Source organism: Ruegeria sp. AM7, from assembly GCF_056535965.1.
Map to the genome: position 1 here is coordinate 1,811,290 of NZ_JBQFJE010000003.1, position 24,889 is coordinate 1,836,178.

The following is a 24,889-nucleotide window of genomic DNA, read 5'->3' on the forward strand; positions in this document are numbered from 1 at the left end:
TTTCCTATGCAAGGGGCCGGGGGGCGTCAACGGCACAAGTGGTCTCGCCTGTCACTGAGCGGCCACACTGTAAATTCCCCGTATTCGGGGCATGGCAATCCACACCCCTGATCGCGTAGTCTGCGGCGCAGAAAAACACTGCGGACATGGGCAGACAATGACACGCATATTTACGGCAATTCTGTTTCTAATTCTCTTCGGCCTTCGCGCCTCATACGCGCAACAAGACACTGGGGTCTGGGTTCAGGTTGAAGCCCGCCCGACTTTGGCCGCAGCACAAGAGCGCGCGCGGGCGTACGCAGAAGTATTACCTGATGTGAACGGCTTTCGCTTGAATTCTGGATGGTATGCCATTGTAATTGGACCTTATTTGCGCGGCGACGCCGAGCAGGTTCTAAGTGTTTACCGGTCCGAAGGGCAAATCCCCGCGGACAGCTACATCACGTTCTCGAACGTTCTGGGGCAGCAGTTCTGGCCCACCGATGCGGCCCTGTCAGAACCGGAAACTGTAGCGCCACCAGTCGAACAACAGCCCGATCAGCCCGTGGCCGGGCTGACGCCGCAAGCCTCGGACGAAACACGGTCACAGGCATTGCAATCAGAGCGCCGTCTGACGGCTCAGGAACGCAGGAATCTGCAGACCGCTTTGCAGGCCGCCGGTTTCTACAACGCAACAATCGACGGCGCATTCGGGCAAGGCACCCGGCGTTCGATGGCCGATTGGCAGCGTTTCAATGGTTTCGAGGCGACGGGCGTTCTAACCACGACACAACGCGCAGCCCTGATGGACGCCTATAACGCACCTTTGATCAACGTCGGGATGGCGCGCCATTCGGATATGAAGGCGGGGATTGATCTGGATCTGCCGTTAGGCGTGGTCTCGTTTGACCGCTACGAGGCGCCATTCGTGCATTTCACGAACAGTACCGATCTGGGCGCAAAGGCGCTGCTGATCAGCCAGACCGGCGACAAGAACACGCTGCGCGCTTTGTACGAAGTCATGCAGTCGCTAGAGATCGTCCCTTTGGATGGGCCGCGTCAACTAAGTGGCAATGGCTTTACCCTAGAAGGGCGTGGAAACGGCGTCGTTTCTTATACCGAGGCGCGTCTGGACAATGGGCAGATCAAGGGCTTCACGCTGGTTTGGCCTGATGGAGATGACGCCCGGCGGATGCGGGTACTGGCCGCGATGAAAGCCAGCTTTGCAACGAACAACGCCGTTCTCGACGCCGCGGCTGGCGCAGATGCTGAACAGCGGATCGATCTTGTGTCTGGCCTTCAGATACGCAAGCCTCGCCTGTCACGGTCCGGGTTCTTTGCCGACACCAATGGCACCGTACTTACTGTGGCCGAGGCGGCAGACAGCTGCGCCCGCGTGACGCTGGACGGAGATCAGGAACTTCAGGTCGCCTGGCGGGATTCCGACCTAGGTATCGCAGTTCTGCAACCGCGCAGCGCATTGGCCCCGCTGAGCGTTGCTGAATTCAGCGCAATCGCCCCCCGTATTCAGGCTGAAGTAGCAGTGTCTGGCTTTTCGTACCAAGGCGCATTGGGCGCGCCCACGCTGACTTTCGGCCAGATCGCCGATGTGCGCGGGCTGAACGGGGAAGAAGGCGTGAAGCGCCTAGCCCTCGCGGCTCAGCCCGGTGACGCCGGAGGCCCTGTATTCGACGGGAACGGTCAAGTGGTTGGTATGTTGTTGCCGACCCCATCCGACGGTCGCACCCTGCCCGCTTCGGTCAGTCTGGCGGCGACGGTATCCAGCCTGAACCAGATTTTGGACAAAGCGGGCGTATCCGGCGTATCCGGTCAACCGTCCTCTCAGGTCACACCTAATGAGCTGAACCGTCGAGCAACCGGAATGACGGTGCTGGTTCACTGTTGGGACTGATCCCGCCTCAATCAATTCAACGCCGCCTTTAGAGGCGGCGTTTTTAGTTACAAAATATCTGGCGTGATCCGGATCAGCGTAGGGCCTTGCGCATCAAAAGCAGCGCGGACAGCAGTCTGCATGTCTTCAAGACTGACTGGCTCTGCGGACCGGGCACCGAAGGCTTCGGCCAGCTTGCAAAAGTCGGGGTTCCGCGCCACGACCGCATTCGGCGCGAACTGGCTGCGGACCATGCTGTCTTCGATCTCTCTCAGCTTGCCATTGTCCCAAAGGATAATGGGAAGAGACAGGCCAAGTTCGACTGCGACACCCAGCTCCATCATCGTGTAATGAAACCCGTAATCTCCTGCGAGTACCGACGTAGGTTTGCCGCGCCGTGCCACTGCGCCTCCGATCCCGGCGGGAAGGGCATAGCCCAGCGTCCCAAACCCGGTGGGGTGGTGCCAATGGTAAGGGAAGGTCATATCCCAGACCTCTTTGCCCACATAGGCAAGCTGGGTCATATCCGAATAGATCATTGTCTCGACCGGCATCGCCTCGCGCAGCGCGTCCAGCACGGGGACAATGCCGGGGCGTTCGGCGTCCACTTCGATCCGCCACTTCGCGCGGGCTTGCGCCACTTCATCCTCGGTCCAGCCAGTTGCCGTTTTCACTTGGTCGATCGCCGCCCAAAGTGCATGGGCAAAACTTTCCCCATCTGCTTGCAATTTGACCGCCGCACGGTGGCGGTCGGACAAGACAGCAGGGTCAAGGTCGACGCGCACTAGATTGCCAGAATGCCCCAGATCGTCGCGCCACAGATCGACCTCGCCCAGCTCGGCCCCAACCACGACAACCAGATCGGCCGAGGCAATGACCTCGGCGCTGCTGGGTCGGGGCAGATAGGCACCAAAATCAAGCGCATAGTTCAACCCGGCCATGCCACGCCCCGCATAGGTGGTGAAACAGGCTGCCCCCAGTTGGGTCAGGATCTGCCGCCACAGGTTGGACCGCGCCCCGCCCCCAAGGATGAACAAGGGCCTACGGGCGATGTTCAACATCGACAAAACCGACGCGACGTCCGGCGGCGCGGCTTTGGTGCGCAGCCCCGGCTGGTTAGGAAACGGGGCCGGATCTGCTTCGGCCTCAAGCTGTTTGATCGGCACCTGAATATGCTTGGGACGCGGGCGCGACAGTTCGAATTCCTCAAAGGCGCGCTCGACCAGCCCGTAAGCGGCTTGGGCCGAATTTGCCTGCACCGACCAATCCGCAACCGTATCGGCGGCCCCACGCTGGTCCTTCATCTGATGCAACTGGCCCTTTGACGCCTCGGTCTCGTCCAGACATGAGGACAGAACCAGCATCGGAACAGAATCCGAATACCCCTGCCCCATCGGTGTCATGATGTTGCACAAGCCCGGCCCGGTTATCACATAGGCCACCCCCGGCTTGCCTGTTGCACGGGCATATCCGTCAGCCATAAAGCCCGCGCCTTGCTCGTGCCGGGCCAGAACATGAGTTATGCCTGCTTCTTCGATCCCACGATACATTTCCTGGTTGTGCACACCGGGAATGCCAAAAATCACATCCACACCGCGATCCCGAAGCATATGCGAGATTTGCGCGCCGAGGGGTCTTTTCATCAGCTTCTCCAGAATTGAACAGTGAACAGGGCGTAAACGGCCAGCAGCTCAAGCCGCCCAACTAACATCCCGATGGACAGCAGCCACTTGGCCGTATCGCTGAGCCCAGCAAAATTACCCGCCGGGCCGATCTGGTCCCCCAAACCCGGTCCAACATTCGCCAATGCAGTCGCAGCACCTGAAACCGAGGTGATAAAGTCCAACCCGGTCAATGCAAGGGCCCAAGCCAGAACGCCCATCGACAGCACAAAGAACATGAAAAAGCTCATGACCGAGGTCAGAACATCGGTACTGATGGGGCGCCCATCATATAAAGGCATAAAGACCCCGTGCGGAGACCGGATCCGGCGAATCTGTGTTTTGATGGATGCAAATAGCAACTGATAGCGGAAGACTTTGATCGAACAGGCTGTCGAACCCGCACAACCCCCGATCAGACCGATCAGAAAGAACACCATCACCGGAAAGCTGCCCCATGTCATGTAGTTGACGCTGGCGTATCCGGTTCCCGAGATAATGGAGGTGATGTTAAACAACGACTCGCGAAATGCCTGTTCCCAATGATGCGGAAAGACCAAAAGCAGAAAGACCGTCATCACAGCGACCAGCACCAGAATGGTCGCAAGAAACGTGCGGATCTGGCTGTCTTTCCACAATGAGCTTGTATTGCCGTTCGCCAGCTGGACATAGCGCACAAACGGCAGTGCTGCCAAAATCATGAATACCGATGCTGCGTATTCGGTAGGCCCGGAAAATGTTGCAAAGGACGCATCATAGTTCGAGAACCCGCCAGTTGCGATCGTTGTCATCGAATGCACAACGGCGTCAAAAAAGCTCATTCCAAAACCGGCGTAGACCAAAACGCAGACAAAGGTCAGAAACACATAAATCAGCGATATCTGCCCTGCGATTTCTTGCGCGCGAGGCAGGATTTTCCCCATGGTCTCAAACCCTTCCGAGCGGAAAATCTGCATCCCGCCCACCCGGAGCTCGGGCAAAAACACCATGGCCACAACGATAATCCCGATGCCACCCAGCCATTGCAGGACGCCGCGCCACAAAAGCAATCCCTGCGGCAGAGCATCCAACCCCGTGATCACGGTCGAGCCGGTGGTCGTCAGCCCCGACATCGCCTCAAAATAAGCATCGACGAAACGAAGCTCGGTCGCCCCAAACAAAAATGGGATGGCACCAAAGAACGGCAGCGCGACCCAAACCCCTGTTGTCAGCAAAAAGGTCTGACGGATCGTCAGACCTTCGCCCACACCGTTCGAGCAGCTCATCGCCAGAATAACGCCGGTCAGGACCGTAATGATCCCACTTTCAAGGAAAACATGCCATTCGTCGCGCCCTTCAATCAGGTCCGCGATCAAAGGCAGCACCATGGTCGCCCCAAGAATGGCGACCAATAGGCCAATCACATATCCAACCGGGCGTATATCCGTCATGAGGCGCAGCGTTGGCGCGCCTGCACGACTGTGTCAAGCGGATGCCCCGATTTACTTTTCGGATTTATTGGCAGCAGCCGGCATCGCAGGCGGCTTCGAAGGGGCACGAGGCCGGCGCGCAGCAGGCGCAGGTTTCTCAGCAGCGGGTTTTGCGGCCACGGATTTCGGCGCCGCAGCTTTGGGGGCTACTTTGGCCGGAGTCGGCTTTGTTGGCGCCGCTTTGGTCGGGGCCGTTTTGGGCGCCGGGGCTTTAACCGGAGTCGATTTGGCCGGTGCTGCTTTGGCTGTTGTTTTAGGCGCGGCCGGCTTGGATGCCGCAGCCGCAGGCTTGGTAGCCGCCGGTTTCGCTGTCGCAGATTTTGGCGCAACAGATTTCGTCACAGGTCTGGCGGCGGAAGGAGCCTTAGCTGCAGCTGTTTTCGCAACCGCAGGCTTGGCCGGTGTCTGAGCGGGTTTCACCGCCTTGGCAGGGGCCGGTTTTGAGACAACACGTTTCGGTGATTCGGTCGCTGCCTTCGCTGCGGGTTTGGCCTTTGCAGCCGGTTTCGGCTTAGCAACCGGAGCTGCAGTTGCCTTGGAAGCTGGTGCTGTGGTCTTGGTCACAGGTTTCGGCGCAACAGGTGCGGGCACCGATGAAGACGCATGCAAAGCTTGAACGGGAACGAAAGGAAGCTCCATCGCCGAGCACGCCAGAATGTGCATGATTTTCATCTGGTTGCTGACCGCATAGCCCGCCATCCGAATGGCGGCAGCCTGAAATTCCAGCGGCTGGGTAATCGGATTCATACGTAGTTACTCCTCTGAAAACGACGCAGCCTGCATGACGGTAAGAAGCCAGAGACGCCGCGATGTTTCGGGCACCCTTCGGTGTCGCTCAGATTCAGGCGTTGCACGTGTCGGCTTCCTTCAGAAGTGACCTTTGCCGCAATCAAACGGCGCAGTCACGGCTGCATTCGGCCTCAGTCTACATGAAGGACCGTGCGCTTGCAGCATTTTTTGCTGCACTGCGGCAAAAACGTGCCGTAAGTTTGAAGTTGAGACTTTTTGACCTCACCCTACGTGGAAAAGTGTCGCAAACAATTTCGGGTCAATGCTGGCGGATACGAAGGTCGGGCCTTCAGTCAGGACCGAAACCGCATCGTGGCTGTGCAGGCTTTCCTGATGGCTGGCGACCACGCGGAAATCACCGACGTGATGATCGGCCAGCAATTCGGCGCAGAACAAACGCGCGGCGTCCTCGACAAAGATCGGGTTGGCAGCGTTCAGCTCGGCAAAAGCCTGTTCATCCTCGCGCTTGACCATGACCTGCGTTTCCGTGGGCACTGCGCGACGGCACAGAGCGATCAGGTCTTCGAACCAAAGACAATCGGCGTCGCAGTCCACCACGACCGAAATCCGCGCGACCGAGCGCTGTGAATGAGGCGTCGCCAACTGCCCCCGCGTCGAGCGCGCATGTTCGCTGAGTTCCAGCGAACAAGGGCAGGTCGAGGAATAGACATAGTCCAGATGCATGATCTTCTGGCGCACGCCGTTCTGTTCGACCAGTTCCAGCGCGATGTCGTAGTATTGATAACCTTCCAAACCCGAACGCAGGCTTTGCACCTTATCAGGGAAGGAAAACCGCATCTGGATACGTGCATCAAAGCTGTCCAGATCGGTCATGTAATCGTCCAGCGCGGCTTCCATCACCTCAAAGCTGAAGGTGCGCTCGGCGTGTTTGTAGAAGGACCGCATGATGCGGGACATATTAATGCCCTTCTTTTCCGCCTCAAGGCTGACTGACCCGGTGACCGAGGTTTCAAGGGTCAGATCCTCGCCCTCTTTGCGATGAAAGCGGATCGGCAGGCGGAAATTGGAAATGCCCACATGCTGAATTTGCTGCTTTGCCCCCCGGATCAGGCTGGAGGGGCCGTTTTGCAGGTCGGGCAGCGTGGCGCGATATGCAGCATCCACCTCGAACCCTTCTGGATACTCACGTGACAGCGACGGATAGTTCACCGGCACCAGCCCCGGAACCAGACGTGCGATCGCCGGATCAAGCTGGCTGATTTCGGCCTCCGTCGCGCTTTCGGCCCATTTGCGCAGCACTTTCAGCGCGGCTTCGGCCTGATCATGGTTGGGGGCGTCGTCAATGTCACGGGGATGCACGTTCATCGATCAGAGTTCCTCGGGGTTAGTCGCCGGAGTATATACGGGCTCGGCGCGTTTTCCAGTTTATCCGTATACGCCGGAAAACACAGCCCGGATCGAATTTTGGTGCGGAATGATCGATTTACTACCCCGCACACATTTCTTTGACCCGGGAATACCTGATTTGACGCACCGCTATTGTTGAGAAACGTCCAATGCGTGCCCGATATCGGCAAGCAGGTCATCTGCATCCTCAAGCCCGACCGAAAAACGGATCAGACCCGGTGTGATGCCCAACTCGTGCTTTTGCGTATCGCTCAGACGCTGATGCGTGGTCGTCGCCGGGTGCGTAGAGATTGATTTGGCATCACCCAGATTGTTCGAGATCACCGGGATCGTCAGCGCGTTCAGGAACTTGAAGGCCGCATCCTTGCCGCCCTTGATATCCAGCGACAGAACCGTGCCGCCCTTGCCCCCCAGTTGCGTCTGCACCAGCGCATTCTGCGCGTGGGTTTTCAAACCAGGGTACAAAGTGCGTTCCAGCGCTGGATGCCCCTCAAGCGCCTCGGCGATGATCTGCGCGGATTCAGCCTGCGCGTTGACGCGCAGGGCCATCGTCTCAAGCCCTTTCAGCATCACCCAGGCGTTAAACGGGCTAAGCGCGCCGCCGGTGTGTTTCAAATAAGGTTCAACGGTGCCGCGGATGAAGTCTTTGGTGCCGATGATAACGCCGCCCAGCGCCCGGCCTTGCCCGTCGATATGTTTGGTCGCAGAGTACACCACTACATCCGCACCCTGTTGGATCGCGCGCGAGAACACGGGTGTCGAGAACACATTGTCCACGATGACTGTTGCGCCAACCGCATGTGCCAGCTTGGCGACGGCCTCGATGTCGATCACCTCAAGCGTCGGGTTCGACATAGATTCGAAGAACACCGCCTTTGTATCGGGACGGATCGCAGCCTGCCACGCGTCCAGATCGGTGCCGTCTACAAAACTTACCTCGACTCCGAAACGGGTCAGGATGTTTTCCAGAATATAAAGGCATGATCCGAACAGCGCCTTGGCCGACACCACATGATCGCCCGCCTTCAGCATCGAGGTCAGCGCCGCATTCACAGCCGCCATGCCCGATGCGGTGGCAAAAGCATCCTCGCCCCCTTCCAGAGCGGCAATACGCTGTTCAAACATGGACACGGTCGGGTTGCCATAGCGGGCATAGATGAACTCATCCGGGCCGGTCTCAATAAAACGGGCCTCGGCCTGCTCGGCGGTATCATAGACAAAGCCCTGCGTCAGAAAGATCGCCTCGGACACCTCGTTATACTGACTGCGGCGGATGCCACCATGGACGGCTTGTGTGCGTTTGTTCCAGTTCTCGCTCATGTCATTCCTTCCGGCCCGGTTTGGGCGCGCAAATAAAAAACCCCAGACGCGGTCAAGCGAAAGGGGCCCTTCATCCTGACCTTTTAGCGGTGTTGTTTAGCGTGGCCCGCAATCCGGTATCAAATCGCCACGTGGTCTTGATGCCATTACGCCGCAGTTGCAAAGGCGTCAACCCTGACCGGTGCAACGTCACGGTTCTGTAACTTGTCTTTCACCCAATCGTCATAGCGTCATGACAGACGAGCACCACTACATCTTGTGTGAGGCTGAGCAGATGCCGATAGTCAGGATCAACGTCGAAGACGACCAGATTTCCCTCCATCGCAGCCCCCGACCCGTCTATAGCGTGCTGCGGCGTACAAGGGATGTATCGGGCCCTGTCGTCATCATGACCCACGGGTATAAATACAGTCCCAACGACGCCAAAGCCTGCCCACATCGACATATTTTGGCCCTGAAACCGGATGGTACGTCCTTTGGGTGTCCAAGCTGGCCACAGCAGCTTGGGTTTGGCGCGGGGTTCGCTGATGAAGGGCTGGGGATCGCATTTGGCTGGAACGCCCAGGGGCCAGTATGGGCGGCGCGTCGTCGCGCCGTCGAGGCCGGTCGCGCATTGGCCGGGCTGATCCGCGATTTGCGTCGGTTGAACCCCGGAAGACCGATACATTTCATCGGCCATTCCATGGGTGTCGAACTGGCGCTTGAGGCTTTGCACCACTCTGGATCCGGGGCGTTGAACCGCATTATCTCGTTGACGGGGGCAGCCTACCAAAGCCGAGCGCTTTGTGCGTTGGACACACCGGCCGGTCGATCTGCGGAATTCGTCAATGTGACCAGCCGGGAAAACGATCTGTTTGACATGGCTTATGAATGGCTGATCCAGCCACCCCGAGGTGGAGACCGTAGCATAGGAACAGGGCTGCAGGCCCCAAACGCAGTCACGCTACAACTGGATTGTCCGCAAACTTTGGCCCATCTGTCCCGCGTCGTACAGCCAGTTGGCATGCCCCGGCGTCGCATCTGTCATTGGTCAAGCTATACTCGACCGGGCGTTCTGCGGTTGTATAACGCGTTGCTGCGCAACCATGATCGCTTGTGCCTCAATAGTCTGCGAACTGGCCTGCCCGACCTGCCAGCGCCACGCTGGTCACGGTTGTTTGCGCTCCCCCGGCCACACGCCCTCTTGCCCTTTGCGCAGAAAGCCTCATGATCCCCTCAAGCTGAGGAGACATTATGATCGATCTGTATTTCTGGCCGACGCCGAATGGCTGGAAGGCGTCCATAGCGCTGGAAGAAATGGACCTGCCCTACACCACCCACCTGATCAATATCGGTAAAGGTGACCAGTTCGACCCAGAATTCCTGAAAATCGCACCCAACAACCGGATGCCCGCCATCGTTGACCCCGACGGCCCGGATGGAAGGCCGATCTCGGTTTTCGAAAGCGGTGCCATCCTGATGTATCTGGCACGAAAGACAGGGCGGTTCTACGGCAAGACCGAGCGTGACCGGATCGCTGTTGAGGAATGGCTGATGTGGCAAATGGGCGGGGTCGGACCCATGGCCGGTCAGGCGCACCACTTTTTGAAATACGCCCCGCAACTGGACCCGCCACAAGACCTGCCCTATGCCAAGGATCGCTATCGCACCGAGGTTGGCCGGCTTTACGGCGTGCTCGACCGGCGGCTGGCCGAGAACGAATATGTCGCGGGCGATTTCTACTCCATTGCAGACATGTCGATCTGGGGCTGGGCCAGTCTGTGGGAAGGCCAGCAACAGGTGCTGGAAGACAAGCCACATTTCACCCGCTGGCTGGAAACCGTCAGTGCCCGCCCCGGTGTTCAGGCCGGTCGGGCGCTACATGCCGAATTGCGCGGGGACCATCGAGACAAGCAGTCGCAGAGCAATTTGTTCAAGCGGTAAATTAGGTCAAAAGCCTTGCTAACCTGCGGATGATGCGTGGTTTGTACTGACAGCGGGCGAATTATCCGCCACCGGCGGGACAGCCCGCTGGTACAGATGCCACGTCGTGTGCCCCAGAATCGGCAGTGTAAAGATCAGGCCCAAAAACGCCGGAACCAGCGACAGCAGCATCGTGACCGAGATGATCGCAGCCCAGCTCAGCATCACTACGGGGTTCTCGGTGACAACCCGGATTGATGTGAGCATGGCAGAGACGAAATTGGTCTCGCGATCCAGCAGCATGGGCATGGCAACGACAGTTGTCGAGAACAGGACCGCTGACAGAAATGCCCCTATGGCCGTGCCGACAGCAAGAAACGTCCAGCCCTGCGGAGTGAAAAATACGGTGTTCAGAAACCCGTCCAAGTCCGAAAAAGAAGCGTCCTGTAGGATAATCGCCAGCCATAGCCGAATCTGGTAAACCCACACCCAGAATATGAACAGTGTAACAAAGGCCATCCAGCCCATCTCACGCTTTCGCTGATTAGCCATGACGGTCAGGATTTCTGACCATCCGAAGTCCTCTCTGTTTTGCAACCGGCGTGACATTTCGTACAGCCCAGCGGCTGCAAATGGTGCAATCAACGGAAAGCCGACAATGGCCGGAATGATCATCCAGATCTTACCCAGCCAGACCATGACCCAAACCAGAAGAATTCCGAACACCGCATAGAACAGACCGAAAAAGCCGCTCATGACCGGGCGCGCCAGAAAGTCAGAGAAGCCAGCTTTTAACGAGGCGGTTATATCGTCGACAGTGATTGTATTGACGTCGGCCCTGTCCTGCTGCTGGGGCGTCAGGTCCTCTGGCGGTGTGGAATCTGCGGTTTTGGATGGCATGACACGTTCCTCCCAAAGCGTGGCGTGGTGGTCTGTCGGCGCGCCCAACATCTAATGATGAAATTGTGCATCAGCGCTGGCGTTTGGACAAGGCAGGAGTGCATGGCAGCGCCTAGGCTCCCTCCCCCCGTACCAACACGTCCAACATCCCCGAGATATCCTCGATCTCTTCCGCGATCACATGGGTCACGGAATGCGCCCGTTGCATCCGCCCTGTAACCCGCAACAACCGCCCCGAGATCACCGCGCGACGGAACGCCTCGTACATCGCGCGCCAGACCACCACGTTCACGATGCCGGTCTCGTCCTCAAGCGTCAGAAAGATCACGCCCTTGGCGGTTCCCGGTCTCTGCCGCAAGATCACCAGCCCGGCCACGGTCACACGGGCGTTATCGGGGGGATCGTCCAACCGATTGGCTGGCAGGCAAGCGGGTGGGCGCGGCCAGTCTCGGTTTGGAACTGCACGGCGAACAGGGGCAACAAGCATGAGAACAAAAATAGAACATATAACAGGAATGTCCAGTCGCGGCATCCCGAGTCGCAAATGAGGGTGGAAAGACCTAAATGGCTTGACTAAGGAAGGTTTCGAACATCGTAAAAGGAAGACGCACGCAATGGCAAAGATCACCTATGTCGAGCATGGCGGTACCGAGCACACCGTCGAGGTCGCCAACGGACTGACCGTCATGGAAGGGGCCCGTGACAACAACATCCCCGGCATCGAGGCCGATTGCGGCGGCGCCTGCGCCTGCTCGACCTGCCATGTCTATATCCACCCTGATTGGGTCGAGAAAGTGCCCGCCAAAGACGACATGGAAGAGGACATGCTGGACTTTGCGTTTGAGCCCGACCCAGCGCGGTCCCGCCTGACCTGCCAGATCAAAGTCACCGACGCATTGGACGGTCTGGTCGTTCAGATGCCTGAGAAGCAGATCTGATGATCTCCAAAGCGCCGCGCCGGCCCTCTCGCCTCTGGCAAGGCAGGTCTCGCGGCGCGCTGCTGACGGTGAGCTTGTGGCTGGCAGGGGCAATGCCTCTTACAGCAGCAGACACGGTTACAAGGGCCCATTTCACCGATCCCACCACTCGCTATGCCCATGGTGTCCTGGGCGATTTCGTCGAATATGGCGGATTGGAGATGCGGATCGAAGACGCCTCATCGCAAGCCCCACTCCGCTTGCAACCGGTATACGAATGGACGACACACTCCATCAAGCTTCCCCCGGACCGCGTATTCGAAGACCTCGAGCCTCGACTTGCCGATGTTGATCTTGACGGTACGAACGAGGTGATCGTTGTCGAATCCAGCGTTCACGAAGGCGCACAACTCGCCATCTATAACGCGCGCGGAGAAAAGATAGCCGCCACCCCGCATATAGGCACCCGTTTCCGCTGGCTCGCCCCTATCGGCGCAGCTGATCTGGACGGCGACGGCCATGTCGAAATCGCCTATATCGACCGCCCTCATCTGGCCAAAACCCTGCGCATCTGGCGATTCAAGGATGGTGCTCTTACTGAAATTGCCGCGCTTCCCGGCCTGACAAACCACAAAATCGGAGAAGACTTCATTTCAGGCGGCATCCGCACCTGCGGTACACGTTCGGCACTCGTTGTGGCCAGTGCAGATTGGTCCCGCATCAAAGGCGTCTATTTCCAAGATGGTTGGCAAAGCACCGACCTTGGCCCGCTCAGAAAACGCAGCGACCTGACCGACGCATTAAACTGCTGATCCGCCCTTCATCTGGCCAAAAATACCTCGGGGTGCGCGAGGGGCTGGCCCCTCGCCCAAAAAAAATCGAGACGGGCGCAGCCCGGCAATCAGATCACAAAGCGCGCCAGCCGATATCGCGGCGAAAGAACCCACCGGGCCAGTCGACCCCGTCAACCATCGCATATGCACGGTCGCGCGCGTCCTGCAATGTCTCGCCCCGGGCCGTGACGTTCAGGACCCGGCCACCCGTGGCCAATACCTGCCCGTCTTCGGCCTTGGTCCCGGCATGAAAGACCATGTTCTTGCTGTCCTCGGGCAACGCGTCCAGGCCACCGATTACACTGCCCTTCTCATAAGAACCGGGATAACCATTGGCCGCCATCACAACCGTCAGCGCGTGATCATCGGCCCAGTTCACCTGCGCCTCGCCCAAACGGCCCTCGGCTGCGGCGTGCATCAGATCCATCGCCTGCGCGCCCAGACGCATCATCAGCACCTGACATTCAGGATCGCCGAAGCGCACATTGTATTCCACCAGTCGCGGCTGACCGTCCTTGATCATCAACCCCGCATAGAGAACGCCCTGAAACGGCATCCCACGCTTGTTCATCTCGACCACGGTGGGTTTGATGATCTCTTCCATCGCGCGGACCTCGACCTCGGCGCTCAGGACCGGGGCCGGAGAATACGCCCCCATCCCGCCCGTGTTCAGCCCAGTATCGCCCTCACCCACACGCTTGTGATCCTGCGCGGTGCCGACGGACAGAATATCCTCACCATCACACAACACAAACAAGGAGGCCTCCTCGCCCTCCATGAATTCCTCGATCACCACTTCGGCCCCGGCCCCGCCAAAAGCACCACCAAACATGTCGTCGATGGCCTCCAGCGCGGTGGCCTCGTCCATCGCCACGATCACACCCTTGCCTGCCGCCAGACCATCGGCCTTGACCACAATCGGCGCGCCCTGTTCGCGGATATAGGCCTTGGCGGGCTCGGCCTCGGTAAAGCGTCCATAGGCGGCGGTCGGCGCACCCGAGGCGTCGCAGATTTCCTTGGTAAAGCTCTTGGATGCCTCCAACTGCGCAGCCTCGGCTGAGGGACCAAAGACCAGCACACCCGCTTCGCGCAGGCGGTCTGCTACACCAGCGGCCAGCGGGGCCTCGGGGCCGACAATCACGAAATCAATCGCGTTTTCCTCGGCAAAGCTGACAACCGCGCCGCCATTTTCAATATCCAGCGCCGCGCACTCGGCGATCTGCGCGATCCCGGCATTGCCCGGTGCCACGATCAGACGGTCACATTTGGGGTTCTGCATCACCGCCCAGGCCAGGCTGTGTTCGCGTCCACCGCTTCCGAGAATGAGGATATTCATGACTGCTCTCCGATCTGCTTGGCCTCGCCTTCCGCGCGTTCTAAGCTGGGTGGGCATTTGACACAAGGCGCTGAAATGTCCGACCTGCTTGACGACCCCATTCCCGGCCAAAACACCCCGGAATATACAGTTTCTGACATTTCGGGCGAGGTGAAACGCACGCTGGAAGGCACGTTTGGCCGAATCCGTGTGCGCGGCGAGGTCGGTCGCGTGTTCAAGGCGCGCTCGGGTCATCTGTATTACGACATCAAAGACGACAAGAACGTACTCGCCTGCACCACATGGAAGGGGCAAGTCTCGGGCCTGTCCGTGGTGCCCGAAGAAGGGCTTGAGGTCGTCGTCACCGGCCGCCTGACCGCGTTCGGCGCGCAATCGAAATACAACCTAAACGTCGATGAGGTCGCCGTCGCCGGTCAAGGCGCACTGATGGCGCTGCTGGAAAAGCGCAAGAAACAACTTGAGGCCGAAGGGCTGTTCGCCCCCGAGCGCAAGAAGCCCCTGCCTTACCTGCCGCAGATTATCGGCGTGGTGACCTCCCCGTCCGGCGCGGTGATCCGCGATATCCTGCACCGGCTGCTCGACCGGTTCCCGCGCAAGGTGCTGATCTGGCCGGTGGCCGTGCAGGGATCGAACTGCGCCCCCGAAGTTGCCAATGCGATCAACGGTTTCAATCAGCTCACCCCCGGAGGTGCCCTACCGCGCCCCGACCTGATCATCGTCGCGCGTGGTGGCGGGTCGATCGAAGACCTGTGGGGTTTCAACGAAGAAGCCGTCGCGCGGGCCGCTGCGGCCTCGGACATCCCGCTGATCTCGGCCGTGGGGCATGAAACAGACACGACGTTGATCGACTATGTCTCGGACCGCCGCGCCCCCACACCCACTGCAGCCGCTGAACTGGCCGTGCCCGTTCGAATGGAGCTACTGGCCTGGACCGGAGAGCAAGGCGCGCGCCTGTCCCGCGCCGCGACCGATGCCGTGCAACGCCGCAGCCAACGCCTGCGCGACTTGTCCCGCGCCCTGCCGCGCCCGGACAGCTTGTTGAACTCTCCACGCCAACGACTTGATTTTATTGCAGATCGCTTAACCCCAGCGCTGGAGCGCGGCGTGCAAAACCGCCAGTTGCAAGTGGTGCGGCTCTCTGCCCATCTGCGGCCCTCAACCCTGCGCAACTTGGTAAGCAGCCGACAAGAGGCGGTGCGCAACCTGTCCTCGCGCCTGTCACTGCGTCCCATCCAACGTGAGATCGAGGTGCAGCGCCAAACTCTCTCGAGGTTAAGCGAACGGATGAGCGCGGCCCACACCCTGCGTTTGGACCGAATGCGGCAACAGCTAGAGGCAACGGACCGCCTGCGCGAAACGCTCAGCTACAAGGCGACGTTGCAACGTGGTTACGCCGTGGTACGAGCCGACGATCAAGTGATAACCACGAAGAAACAGGCTGCAAAACACAACGCGCTAGAGATCGAATTTGCCGATGGCATGCTCACCACAGGACAGCCGCAGGCGCCGCGACCTGCACCAAAAAAATCGCCTAAAAAAGACGCACCGGATCAAGGCTCATTGTTCTAAGTGACACTTAAACTCCGACCTCTGGCCCGAGGCATATCATCTCTTCGTCGATGTCCTCGGCCTCATACAATTCGGTCTGGTCGGGATTTCCTTCAAATTGAGCAATCAACCCAGCGCCAGACCGGGTAAAGCGCCAGCATTGTGGATCAAGCCTGTCTTCATAGAGGAAACAGATCTGATCCTCTTGCTCATACCAGACGCCCTCTTTGCAGTCGCCATCCAAAAAGGACCAAATCACCCGACGGTTCGGCAGGTACCGTTCGACACCATAAACCTCGCCCTGAAACCCGTAAAACAGGGTTTTACCGCGCGTATAGTCATCGAACTCGGATCCGGACAGGGCCGTCTGGGCACCCACCGCCTGCGCGGAAAGGGCTAAAAGAATCACGATGTGTCTCAGCATGCAGTCATTCTGTCAGAAGCCGGAAGACAAGGCCAATTACCATTGCGTCAGACCACCCTGCCCTGACGTAACCCGTTGAATTGACCGCATGATCATGGCGTTCTGGTTTGATCACCAACCCGGAGACCAACGCGTGACCACTGTTCTGCTGATTTTCGCATCCGCCTGTGCGCTGGCTTACATGCCAATGGCCCCAAAACCTGTCAGCACGGCGAGAACGTTTTTTAAGACCGCTTCAGTTGGCACACTGGCCGTCATTGCGGTTTTCAGCGTTGCGCCATTGCTCTTGTCGACGGCACTTGCCCTTTGCGCAATCGGGGATGCGTTACTGTCACGCGAAACGGACCAGACCTTCATGGCCGGTATCGGAGCGTTTGCCGCCGGGCATCTGGCCTATATTGCGTTGTTTCTCACGCATCCGTCCAGCGACCCGGCCCTGATTTGGGACCGACCTGCCATGTTCTGGTCGTTGATTGTTTTGGGTATTGTTGCCGCCACGTTGCTGACCCCGCGCGCAGGTGACCTGAAAGGCCCGGTGCTTGCCTATATCCCGATCATTTTGGGAATGGGGATCGCTGTTTTGTCCCTACCAGATACAGACGCGCTGTGGTTGGCCCTGCCCGCTGCCCTTGCCTTCATCGCCTCAGACCTGATCCTGGCCACCGAGAAATTCCTTTTGCCCGCTAACCACCCATCCCGGAAACTTACACCCTATCCGATTTGGATATTGTACTGGGGGGCGCAGGTGGGGTTACTGCTGGCGTTTGCCTGACCCTTTGCAACCGCTGCGAATCCGCATTAGGTGAGGGGAACACCTGCGGAGACCAAAAATGGCGTTTTTCTCAAAGCTAAAGAACAAGCTTTTCAAATCCTCGTCCCGCCTTGAACAGGGGCTGGACGCAATCGTCGAGGATGGCGGCGAGGAAACAACAACCCCGGACCCGATCATACCAGAGCCCGAACCGCAGCCTGAACCCGTTCCGGAAGTACCTCAACCAACACCGGAACCAGTACCCGCGCCACAACCAACACCCGCCCCTGTACCCACGCCGCAGCCGGTCGAAACGCCCGACCCGTCGCCTGCCGATCCACAACCCGCGCCACCCCCTCCCGAAGCTACGTCTTCCAAAGGCGTGCTGGGGCGTCTGTTCGGCCGAAGTGAACCAAAGACCGTTGTCCGCCGCGCGCTGGATGACGACATGCTGGAACAGCTCGAGGAATTGCTGATCGCCTCGGATATGGGCGTCGACACTGCCTTGCGCGTAACCTCGAACATGGCCGAGGGGCGGTACGGTCGCAAACTCTCGACGCAAGAAATCAAACAGCTTCTGGCGCAGGAAGTCGCCCGCGTCATGGAGCCGGTGGCGAAACCCCTTCCTATTTACCCAAAACGCCCGCAGGTGGTGTTGGTCGTGGGCGTTAACGGATCAGGCAAGACCACAACCATCGGCAAGCTCGCAAGCCAGTTCAAAACCGCCGGGAAAAAGGTCGTCATTGCCGCAGGAGACACCTTCCGCGCTGCCGCAGTTGAACAGCTGCAGGTCTGGGGGGATCGCGCCGGAGTGCCGGTCCTGACTGCTCCGGAAGGCTCGGACCCTGCTTCTCTTGCCTTTGACGCACTCACCAAAGCACAGAAGGAAGGCGCGGATCTTCTGATGATCGACACGGCGGGTCGTTTGCAAAACCGCACAGACCTGATGGAAGAACTCGCCAAAATCGTCCGTGTCATCCGCAAGGTCGACGAAACCGCTCCGCATAACACCCTTCTGGTACTGGACGCCACCACCGGGCAAAACGCACTCAGCCAAGTTGAAACCTTCCGCAAGCTGGCGGATGTGTCGGGGCTTGTGATGACGAAACTCGACGGAACGGCCAAGGGCGGGGTTTTGGTCGCGCTGGCCGACAAGTTCGGTCTTCCGATCCACGCAATCGGAGTTGGTGAGCAGATCGACGACCTCGCGCCTTTCGATCCCGAAGAGTTTGCCGCAGCCCTGACTGGGCTGGAAAACTGATCCGCCCCTTCATCTGGCTAAAAATATCCTTCGGGGGTCCGGGGGTGGAAAACCCCCCGGCCTCACCACCCGTGAAAGAGCACTTGTATTGAGCGACTGGCTGATATCACTGGAAGGCACCGAAGCAGGTCACCAGTTGGCGCTGGCGCTGGCGCTTATGGCTGCCTTTCTGCACGCAGCCTTCGGAGCGTTACAAAAGGGACGCCACGACCCCTGGATGTCGCGCGGGGCTATCGACGCCTGCTATTGCCTGATGGCTGCCCCCTTTGCGCTTTTTGTCGTGCCCTGGCCTGAACCCTACATGTGGCCCATCTTTGCCGTCGTATGGGTGATCCATATCTTGTACAAAACGCTGCAGGCGTTGGCCTATACCAAGGGATCGTACACGGTCGTTTATCCTGTGGTCCGTGGCACCGGCCCACTGTTCACCGTCATCGGCGCTTATCTTTTGTTCGGTGAAACCTTCACCGGAACCCAATGGTTCGGAGTCGCCGTCCTTCTTGCCGGTATCTTCGGTCTGGCCGCCTACAACTTCAAATTTCTCGAAACAAATCGTGAGACGTTGGGCATTGCCCTTGCGCTGGCCATCGCGACGGGGCTGTTCGTGGCGCTCTATACAACCTATGACGCCTATGGCATCCGCGCCACGGCGGACCCTTTCACGTTTCTGGCTTGGTTCTTCATGATCGACGGGGCTGCGATGCCCTTCTACGCATTTCTCAGATGGCGGGCCATGATCCATCGTCCGGCTCTTGGACCTTTGATGCTGCGCGGACTCGCCGGAGGTATCATCGCGCCGCTGTCTTTTGGCTCGATCATGCTGGCCACCCGACTGGACAAGGTCGGCGAAGCAGCTGTGCTGCGTGAAACCTCAACAGTATTTGCTGCACTGATCGGTTGGCTGATCCTCAAAGAAACCGTCGGCCCCAGACGGATTGCGTTGATGGCATTGATTGCACTTGGCGCCGTAATAGTTGAAATGGGCGGGTAAGCAGCAGGAATCCGTGATGACAGGCAAAAAAGAGATCAACCCTTTCCTGAAACAGGCGCTGGAGCTTGGGCCCCCGCTGGCCTTTTTCTTCATTTACCTGCGTCTGCGCGACGACAGCTTTGAATTCGCGGGAACCGAATACTCGGGGTTCATCGTGGCCACCATTATCTTTGTCCCGCTTATGTTAGGGGCAATGGCTGTTCTTTGGGTACTGACCGGGAAACTCAGCCGAATGCAGATATTCACCGCGTTCATGGTGATCTTCTTCGGTGGCTTGACGGCCTGGTTCAACGACGAGCGGTTTTTCAAAATGAAAACCACGCTGGTCTATGGGTTCTTCTCCGCGATCCTTGGCATAGGCCTGCTGCAGGGCAAATCCTACTTGGCCTATGTGCTGGATGAGATGCTGCCGATGCGGCACGAAGGGTGGATGATACTAACCCGCCGTCTGTGCGGGTGCTTCGCAGTTCTTGCTGTGGCGAATGAACTGGTGTGGCGGACCCTGTCGACTGATCTATGGGTGAAAATCGAAACCTTCGCGTTTCCAATCGCGCTGATGGCGTTTTTAATGCTGCAATTCAGCATGTTGCAGGCTTACATGGAAGAACCCGACCAAAATGAAAATCAGGACGGCTGAAGGTTCAGAAGGTCACGGACGTCGCTCTGATATAAAATAAATGCACAAAAACCTTGGCTAAAGGCGTTTGCTGTGAAAAGTTGTGGGACCACTCACAATCCCTCGGGTTAAACCACCAATATGACGCCCTTTCCAAACACCGGCTTTCTGGCCGAGGCATCTGACCGGCTGAGAACCATGCTGTCGGCTCAGGCGACCGAGATCTCCTTGACCCAAGGAGATGTACTTTTTGAACAGGGGGACGAGGGCGACGCTCTCTATGCGATCCTTGAAGGAACGCTTGAAGTCTCCTTTCTGGCGATGAGCGGCCGCAAGCTGTCTCTGACCCTTATGAAACCCGGAGAAGTGTTTGGTGAGATCGGTCTGTTCGACAACGGCCCACGCACCGCCACCATTGCCGCCGCCGAGCCGTCTCGTGTTCTTCGCGTCCGACGCAAGGACGTCATGAACCAGATTCGTCAGCACCCCGACCTTGCGGTTGATATGATCAGGCTGGCCGGATTGCGGATGCGCTGGATGGGCTCTCAGTTGAACGAACAGGTCTTTTTGCCGATGCCGATCCGTCTGGCACGTAAACTGCTGCACCTGTCTGACCTGCAAGGCGACGCAAGCAATCGCATCACTCTGTCGCAAAGCGAACTGGCTGAATTCGTTGGCGCAACGCGAGAGGCGGTGTCAAAGACGATCTCGACCTGGAAGCGGGACAAAGTGGTCGAGGCATCGCGCGGTGGTCTTGAGATCCACGACTTTGACGCGCTGCGGGAACTTGCAGATTCTGATTTGATCTGACGGGCTGTGACCTGCTTCACATACTCTCCCAGTCGTTAAGACTATCTTAATAACTGTTACCGTAGGAGGTCAGAGAATCATCCCCGATATCTGTCCACTGACCTCTCCCTGTATCAGAGCCACGTGCCTTCCCCGGCGCGTGGCTCTTTCTATTGGCCAGTCCCAAAAAAGTGCGGAAAACAAAAGGCCAGAGCGCTTGCTCTGGCCTTCCACTGTTTTTTGCAAGTTGATTACTGTTCCAGACTCAGCGCGACAAAGCGAGGATCTCCGCCGCGGCGTACCAGCAGAAGCAGCGATTTGCGCCCTGCTTCGCCTGCTTCCACCATGCGCGTTTCGAAATCTTCAATCGATGTCACTTTTTGCTGCCCGGCCTCAGTGATCAGGTCACCAGCGCGCAAACCTTTGGCATAGGCTTCCGACGCTTCATCAACTTCGGTCACCACAAGACCTTCGGCCTCTGCATCCAAGGCCAAATCTGACCGTAGCTCATCCGTCAGTGGTGAGATGGTCAGGCCCAGAATATCGGCGTTTTCTTCAACCGGCGCTTCGGGCGCATCTTCTTCACTGCTCTCAGACCGCTCAGCGTCTTCGCGGCGGCCCAACGTCACCAGAACGGTCTGCGTTCCGCCGTCGCGATGCACCACAACACGGACTGCTTTGCCAACTGTGGTCTCTCCAACCTGACGGACCAGACCACGGGTATCTTCGACCTCGACCCCATCAAAGCTGAGGATCACGTCGCCTGCCAGCAGCCCGGCGTCCTTGGCCGGACCATCCGGCACGTCACTGATCAGCGCGCCGCCCGGTTTGTCCAGACCCATCGCCTCGGCCATATCCTCGGTGACGTCCTGGATGCGCACACCCAGCCAACCACGGCGCGTTTCACCGAACTCGCGCAGCTGGTCCACGACCTTGATCACGACGTTTGACGCCATCGAAAAACCAATCCCGATCGAGCCGCCATTGGGCGAAAGGATCGCGGTGTTCACTCCGATGACCTCGCCCTCCATGTTGAAAAGCGGACCGCCCGAGTTACCCCGGTTAATTGCGGCATCCGTCTGAATGTAGTCATCATACGATCCGCTGAGCGCCCGGTTGCGCGCAGATACGATACCGGCCGAGACCGAGAATCCCTGACCCAACGGGTTACCCATTGCAATCACCCAATCGCCCACGCGGGCCACATCGCTGTCACCGAACTGCACATATTGCAGCGGCCCCGACGCCTCGACCTTAAGAAGCGCGATATCGGTTTTCTCATCGGTGCCAATCACCTTAGCGGGTAGCTCTTTTACAGGCTGACCATCGCCGGGGAAGAACTCGATCAGGATTTCATCGGCTTCTGCGATGACGTGATTGTTGGTTACGATGAACCCATCTTCAGAAATCACAAATCCCGAGCCCAGCGCATTACTGCGGCGCGGGGCGTTCTGACCATCATTCCCGCGGTCCTGAAATTCGCGGAAAAAATCCTCAAACGGAGACCCTTCGGGTACGATCCCCTGAGGACCGGATTGGCCTTCGATCAGAGTTGACGTTGTGATGTTGACCACCGCCGGGCTGATCTTTTCGGCCAGAGGAGCAAGGCTTTCGCCCCGTGCTTGCGCGGCGACGGTCTGCGCCAGCACCAACAGCATACCGACAAAGGCCAACCACATCAGCCGCGTGAAACCAACAACCTCGTCCCGCCGGACGGAAATACTGCGCGCTTGTGCCTGCACTTGGGAACTCCTTGTCGTCAACTCTAACTGGATCGCCCTTGGGCGTTCCTCCTTGGCAACCAATGTAGTCGGTTTGGCCAAGCCCGCAACTGAGGATCGCGGAGAAATCACCGGCAAGTGAAAACCCTGTGTTAAAACCCGACCTGATGCGCGCCCCACAGCAGCACCAATCCACTGACCACACAGAGCAGCCCCGCCAGTCGCCGTGCTTGTTCGGGCAGCGCACGCAGCGCATCAAGCATACGCTCAATAAGCGAAGGGGCCAGCGCATAGGCCAGCCCCTCGACAATCAACACCAGCCCGAAGGCCAGAAGGATCATGCCCATTACCGACCGCCTTGGCCGGAAGGCGATTTCAGATAGTTAAAGAATTCAGAGTCCGGACTCAGAACTAAAGAGCTGTTGCCCCCCTGCAGCGCCCGTTCATAGGCCGACAGGGAACGGTAAAACTCAAAGAACTCAGGATCCACGCCATAGGCCTCGGCAAAGATCGCGTTGCGTTCGGCGTCGGCTTCACCACGAATGATCTCGGCCTCGCGGTTTGCATCCGAGACCAGTTCAACCACAGTACGATCAGCCTGCGCCCGCACACGCTGCGCCGCCTCGTTACCACGAGCGCGCTCATCGGTGGCCTCACGCTCCCGCTCGGCTTTCATCCGGTCAAAAGTCGCCTGAAGGTTGGCCTGCGGCAGATCTGTTGCTTTCAGACGTACGTCGATAACAGTCACACCCAGCGCGCGTGCTTCGGCAATCGCGCTGTTGCGAATGCGCAGCATCAGTGCGGCCCGGTCCGAACTAAGAATATCGCGGGACGACACCGAACCCAGAACCTCACGGGTCTCGGCACGAAGGATGCTATCCAGACGATTTTCGGCAACCGGGATGCCACCAGTACCAACAGCCTGACGGAACTGGTTCAGGTCCGCGATCCGGTACCGGGCAAAGGCATCGACCACCAGACGTCGATCATCCAGAGGCGTGACCTCAAGCGGTTGTACGTCGATCGACAGAATGCGGTCGTCATAGCGCACGACCTCATCAAAGATCGGCAGTTTAAAGGCAAGGCCCGGCGTTTCCTTGACATCGACAACTCGGCCAAACCGCAGAACCAGAGCACGTTCGCGCTCATCAACGATAAAGATCGAAGACAGTCCAAGGACGCCGATAATTACAAGGATGATGAGGATAATGGGTGATTTACGCATCAGTTGCTCTCCTGCCCAGAGTTGCGGCGCAGTTCGTTCAACGGCAGGTAAGGTACAACCCCCTGCCCCGAACCGGTCGAGTTCTCATCAAGGATGATCTTGTCGACATCTCCCAAAACCTGCTCCATCCGTTCCAGATACAGGCGCTTGCGCGTCACTTCAGGTGCCTTGCTGTATTCTTCCAGAACCGCGCTGAAACGGCTGGCCTCACCCTGTGCGCTGTTGATCTGTTGAGCGCGATACGCCTCGGCCTGTTCCAGAACCTGCGCGGCCTCACCACGGGCTTCCGCCAAAACTTGGTTGGCATAGGCGTCAGCAACGTTCTGCAATCGATCCCGCTCTTGTGCGGCAGCCTGAACGTCACGGAAGGCGGCGATCACGTCTTGCGGCGGGTCGGCTTTGTCAAAGTTCACACGGATGATGTTTACGCCCGAATCGTAGCTGTCCATCGTCGACTGGATCAACTCTTGCAGGCGTTCACCGATGATACCACGATCCCGGTTCAGGATCGGTGCCAGCTCGCTTTGAGCAATAATCTCACGCATCGCCGATTCCGACACAGCCTGGATGGTTTGGCGGGGATCACGCAGGTTGAACAGGTATTTCGCCGGATCGTTGATGTTCCAGACAACCTGATAGTCGATGTCTACAACGTTTTCGTCGCCGGTCAGCATAAGACCATCATCGCTACCGCGTGCACCGCCCATATCCTCGGTCTGTTCTCGCGTAACCGGGATGACTTCGGCAGTTACAAAGGGCCACGGGGCAAAGTTAAGACCGGGATTCCCGACAGAGGAGAACTCGCCCAGGAAAAGCTCTACCGACTGCTCTTCTGGTTTCACGGTGTAAAAACTTGCAGCCGCCCATAGTCCGGCCGCGACCAGCGCGCCAATTGCTATGGTCCCTTTGGTAAAGATGGGACCGCCGCCCCCGCTGCCCTGACCATTGCCGCCACGGCCCGAGCCACCACGACCGCCCATCAGAACGCGCAGCTGCTCTTGCCCTTTTTTCATCAGCTCGTCGATCTCGGGGATCTGCGGGCCATCGCCTTCGGGCGGGCGTTGCCCGTTCCCGTTGTTACCCCGATTTCCTCCGCCGCCGGATGAGCCTCCGCCCCCCCAGGGGCCACCGCTGTTGCCCGCCATGTGTATCTATTCCCTTGTGTTGGACCGTGTGATCACGGGTTCCCTTGTAACTT

General features: G+C 58.5%; 24 protein-coding genes and 1 riboswitch. Of the genes, 12 read left to right on the top strand and 12 right to left on the bottom strand.

Going from position 1 to position 24,889, the window contains the following annotated elements:
* The first annotated feature begins 157 nt into the window (after window positions 1–157).
* Window positions 158–1,891 (top strand): serine protease, encoded by a 1,734-nt coding sequence (locus ACR3EG_RS12970; protein ID WP_480496289.1) that lies wholly within the window; start codon window positions 158–160, stop codon window positions 1,889–1,891.
* 47 nt (window positions 1,892–1,938) lie between these two features.
* Here the strand turns inward: ACR3EG_RS12970 and ACR3EG_RS12975 are convergent, their stop codons facing one another.
* Both ACR3EG_RS12975 and ACR3EG_RS12980 read right to left on the bottom strand, forming a co-directional pair.
* Window positions 1,939–3,513, bottom strand: coding sequence for a thiamine pyrophosphate-binding protein (locus ACR3EG_RS12975; RefSeq protein ID WP_480496291.1), 1,575 nt, complete (start codon window positions 3,511–3,513; stop codon window positions 1,939–1,941).
* A complete protein-coding gene (locus ACR3EG_RS12980) occupies window positions 3,513–4,961 on the bottom strand; it encodes a TrkH family potassium uptake protein (protein WP_170750632.1) in 1,449 nt (482 codons plus the stop codon). The genes ACR3EG_RS12975 and ACR3EG_RS12980 overlap by 1 nt, the downstream gene beginning before the upstream one ends.
* On the opposite strand from ACR3EG_RS12980, the gene ACR3EG_RS12985 reads away from it, so the two are divergent.
* Window positions 4,960–5,409: a hypothetical protein gene (locus ACR3EG_RS12985; RefSeq protein ID WP_480496293.1), complete on the top strand. Its 450-nt coding sequence runs from the start codon at window positions 4,960–4,962 to the stop codon at window positions 5,407–5,409. The genes ACR3EG_RS12980 and ACR3EG_RS12985 overlap by 2 nt on opposite strands.
* Window positions 5,410–6,011: 602 nt before the next feature.
* Here the strand turns inward: ACR3EG_RS12985 and folE2 are convergent.
* Both folE2 and metZ read right to left on the bottom strand, forming a co-directional pair.
* On the bottom strand, window positions 6,012–7,115 hold the full coding sequence (folE2, locus tag ACR3EG_RS12990; protein WP_170352792.1) for a GTP cyclohydrolase FolE2: 1,104 nt from the start codon (window positions 7,113–7,115) through the stop codon (window positions 6,012–6,014).
* Between the two features lie 171 nt (window positions 7,116–7,286).
* Window positions 7,287–8,477: an O-succinylhomoserine sulfhydrylase gene (metZ, locus tag ACR3EG_RS12995; protein ID WP_480496296.1), complete on the bottom strand. Its 1,191-nt coding sequence runs from the start codon at window positions 8,475–8,477 to the stop codon at window positions 7,287–7,289.
* A 63-nt stretch (window positions 8,478–8,540) separates the two neighbouring features.
* Window positions 8,541–8,618: riboswitch (SAM riboswitch) on the bottom strand.
* 91 nt (window positions 8,619–8,709) lie between these two features.
* Between metZ and ACR3EG_RS13000 the strand changes: the two genes are divergently transcribed.
* Together ACR3EG_RS13000 and ACR3EG_RS13005 are read left to right on the top strand one after the other, a co-directional pair.
* The gene (locus ACR3EG_RS13000) at window positions 8,710–9,687 is read left to right on the top strand and encodes an alpha/beta hydrolase (RefSeq protein WP_480496298.1); all 978 of its coding nucleotides are present in this window, start codon (window positions 8,710–8,712) and stop codon (window positions 9,685–9,687) included.
* 23 nt (window positions 9,688–9,710) lie between these two features.
* A complete protein-coding gene (locus tag ACR3EG_RS13005) occupies window positions 9,711–10,400 on the top strand; it encodes a glutathione S-transferase N-terminal domain-containing protein (protein ID WP_170352790.1) in 690 nt (229 codons plus the stop codon).
* Window positions 10,401–10,418: 18 nt separating this feature from the next.
* Here ACR3EG_RS13005 and ACR3EG_RS13010 read toward each other — a convergent pair whose 3' ends face one another.
* Both ACR3EG_RS13010 and ACR3EG_RS13015 read right to left on the bottom strand, forming a co-directional pair.
* Window positions 10,419–11,279, bottom strand: coding sequence for a DUF2189 domain-containing protein (locus ACR3EG_RS13010; protein WP_209196604.1), 861 nt, complete (start codon window positions 11,277–11,279; stop codon window positions 10,419–10,421).
* A gap of 112 nt (window positions 11,280–11,391) precedes the next feature.
* On the bottom strand, window positions 11,392–11,766 hold the full coding sequence (locus ACR3EG_RS13015; RefSeq protein ID WP_234899408.1) for an OB-fold nucleic acid binding domain-containing protein: 375 nt from the start codon (window positions 11,764–11,766) through the stop codon (window positions 11,392–11,394).
* A 127-nt stretch (window positions 11,767–11,893) separates the two neighbouring features.
* Between ACR3EG_RS13015 and ACR3EG_RS13020 the strand changes: the two genes are divergently transcribed.
* Window positions 11,894–12,217, top strand: a complete 324-nt coding sequence (locus ACR3EG_RS13020; RefSeq protein WP_170482635.1) for a 2Fe-2S iron-sulfur cluster-binding protein — start codon at window positions 11,894–11,896, stop codon at window positions 12,215–12,217.
* 92 nt (window positions 12,218–12,309) lie between these two features.
* A complete protein-coding gene (locus ACR3EG_RS13025) occupies window positions 12,310–13,008 on the top strand; it encodes an FG-GAP repeat domain-containing protein (RefSeq protein ID WP_480496300.1) in 699 nt (232 codons plus the stop codon).
* A 94-nt stretch (window positions 13,009–13,102) separates the two neighbouring features.
* Here ACR3EG_RS13025 and purD read toward each other — a convergent pair whose 3' ends face one another.
* Complete coding sequence (gene purD, locus ACR3EG_RS13030) at window positions 13,103–14,365, bottom strand: phosphoribosylamine--glycine ligase (protein WP_480496302.1); 1,263 nt, start codon at window positions 14,363–14,365, stop codon at window positions 13,103–13,105.
* Window positions 14,366–14,440: 75 nt separating this feature from the next.
* Between purD and xseA the strand changes: the two genes are divergently transcribed.
* Window positions 14,441–15,934, top strand: coding sequence for an exodeoxyribonuclease VII large subunit (gene xseA / locus ACR3EG_RS13035; RefSeq protein WP_480496304.1), 1,494 nt, complete (start codon window positions 14,441–14,443; stop codon window positions 15,932–15,934).
* A gap of 7 nt (window positions 15,935–15,941) precedes the next feature.
* Here the strand turns inward: xseA and ACR3EG_RS13040 are convergent, their stop codons facing one another.
* Window positions 15,942–16,337, bottom strand: a complete 396-nt coding sequence (locus ACR3EG_RS13040; RefSeq protein ID WP_170352784.1) for a hypothetical protein — start codon at window positions 16,335–16,337, stop codon at window positions 15,942–15,944.
* Window positions 16,338–16,431: 94 nt separating this feature from the next.
* Here ACR3EG_RS13040 and ACR3EG_RS13045 point away from each other — a divergent pair, with 94 nt between their 5' ends.
* From ACR3EG_RS13045 to ACR3EG_RS13065, 5 genes are all read left to right on the top strand, one after another.
* A complete protein-coding gene (locus ACR3EG_RS13045; protein ID WP_480496306.1) occupies window positions 16,432–17,109 on the top strand; it encodes a lysoplasmalogenase family protein in 678 nt (225 codons plus the stop codon).
* A gap of 58 nt (window positions 17,110–17,167) precedes the next feature.
* Window positions 17,168–18,349, top strand: a complete 1,182-nt coding sequence (gene ftsY / locus ACR3EG_RS13050) for a signal recognition particle-docking protein FtsY (RefSeq protein WP_480496308.1) — start codon at window positions 17,168–17,170, stop codon at window positions 18,347–18,349.
* A gap of 88 nt (window positions 18,350–18,437) precedes the next feature.
* On the top strand, window positions 18,438–19,340 hold the full coding sequence (locus ACR3EG_RS13055; protein ID WP_170352781.1) for an EamA family transporter: 903 nt from the start codon (window positions 18,438–18,440) through the stop codon (window positions 19,338–19,340).
* Between the two features lie 16 nt (window positions 19,341–19,356).
* On the top strand, window positions 19,357–19,977 hold the full coding sequence (locus tag ACR3EG_RS13060; RefSeq protein WP_480496310.1) for an inner membrane-spanning protein YciB: 621 nt from the start codon (window positions 19,357–19,359) through the stop codon (window positions 19,975–19,977).
* Window positions 19,978–20,097: 120 nt separating this feature from the next.
* Entirely contained in the window at window positions 20,098–20,766 is a 669-nt protein-coding gene (locus ACR3EG_RS13065) for a Crp/Fnr family transcriptional regulator (RefSeq protein ID WP_170352779.1), read from the top strand.
* A gap of 230 nt (window positions 20,767–20,996) precedes the next feature.
* Here ACR3EG_RS13065 and ACR3EG_RS13070 read toward each other — a convergent pair whose 3' ends face one another.
* The 4 genes from ACR3EG_RS13070 to hflK form a co-directional block, all read right to left on the bottom strand.
* A complete protein-coding gene (locus tag ACR3EG_RS13070; protein WP_480496313.1) occupies window positions 20,997–22,487 on the bottom strand; it encodes a Do family serine endopeptidase in 1,491 nt (496 codons plus the stop codon).
* A 131-nt stretch (window positions 22,488–22,618) separates the two neighbouring features.
* Entirely contained in the window at window positions 22,619–22,813 is a 195-nt protein-coding gene (locus tag ACR3EG_RS13075; RefSeq protein WP_480496315.1) for a DUF2065 domain-containing protein, read from the bottom strand.
* Window positions 22,813–23,691, bottom strand: coding sequence for a protease modulator HflC (gene hflC, locus ACR3EG_RS13080; protein ID WP_480496317.1), 879 nt, complete (start codon window positions 23,689–23,691; stop codon window positions 22,813–22,815). The genes ACR3EG_RS13075 and hflC overlap by 1 nt, the downstream gene beginning before the upstream one ends.
* The gene (hflK, locus tag ACR3EG_RS13085; RefSeq protein WP_170352776.1) at window positions 23,691–24,836 is read right to left on the bottom strand and encodes an FtsH protease activity modulator HflK; all 1,146 of its coding nucleotides are present in this window, start codon (window positions 24,834–24,836) and stop codon (window positions 23,691–23,693) included. Before hflK ends, hflC begins: the two co-directional genes overlap by 1 nt.
* Window positions 24,837–24,889: the final 53 nt, after the last annotated feature.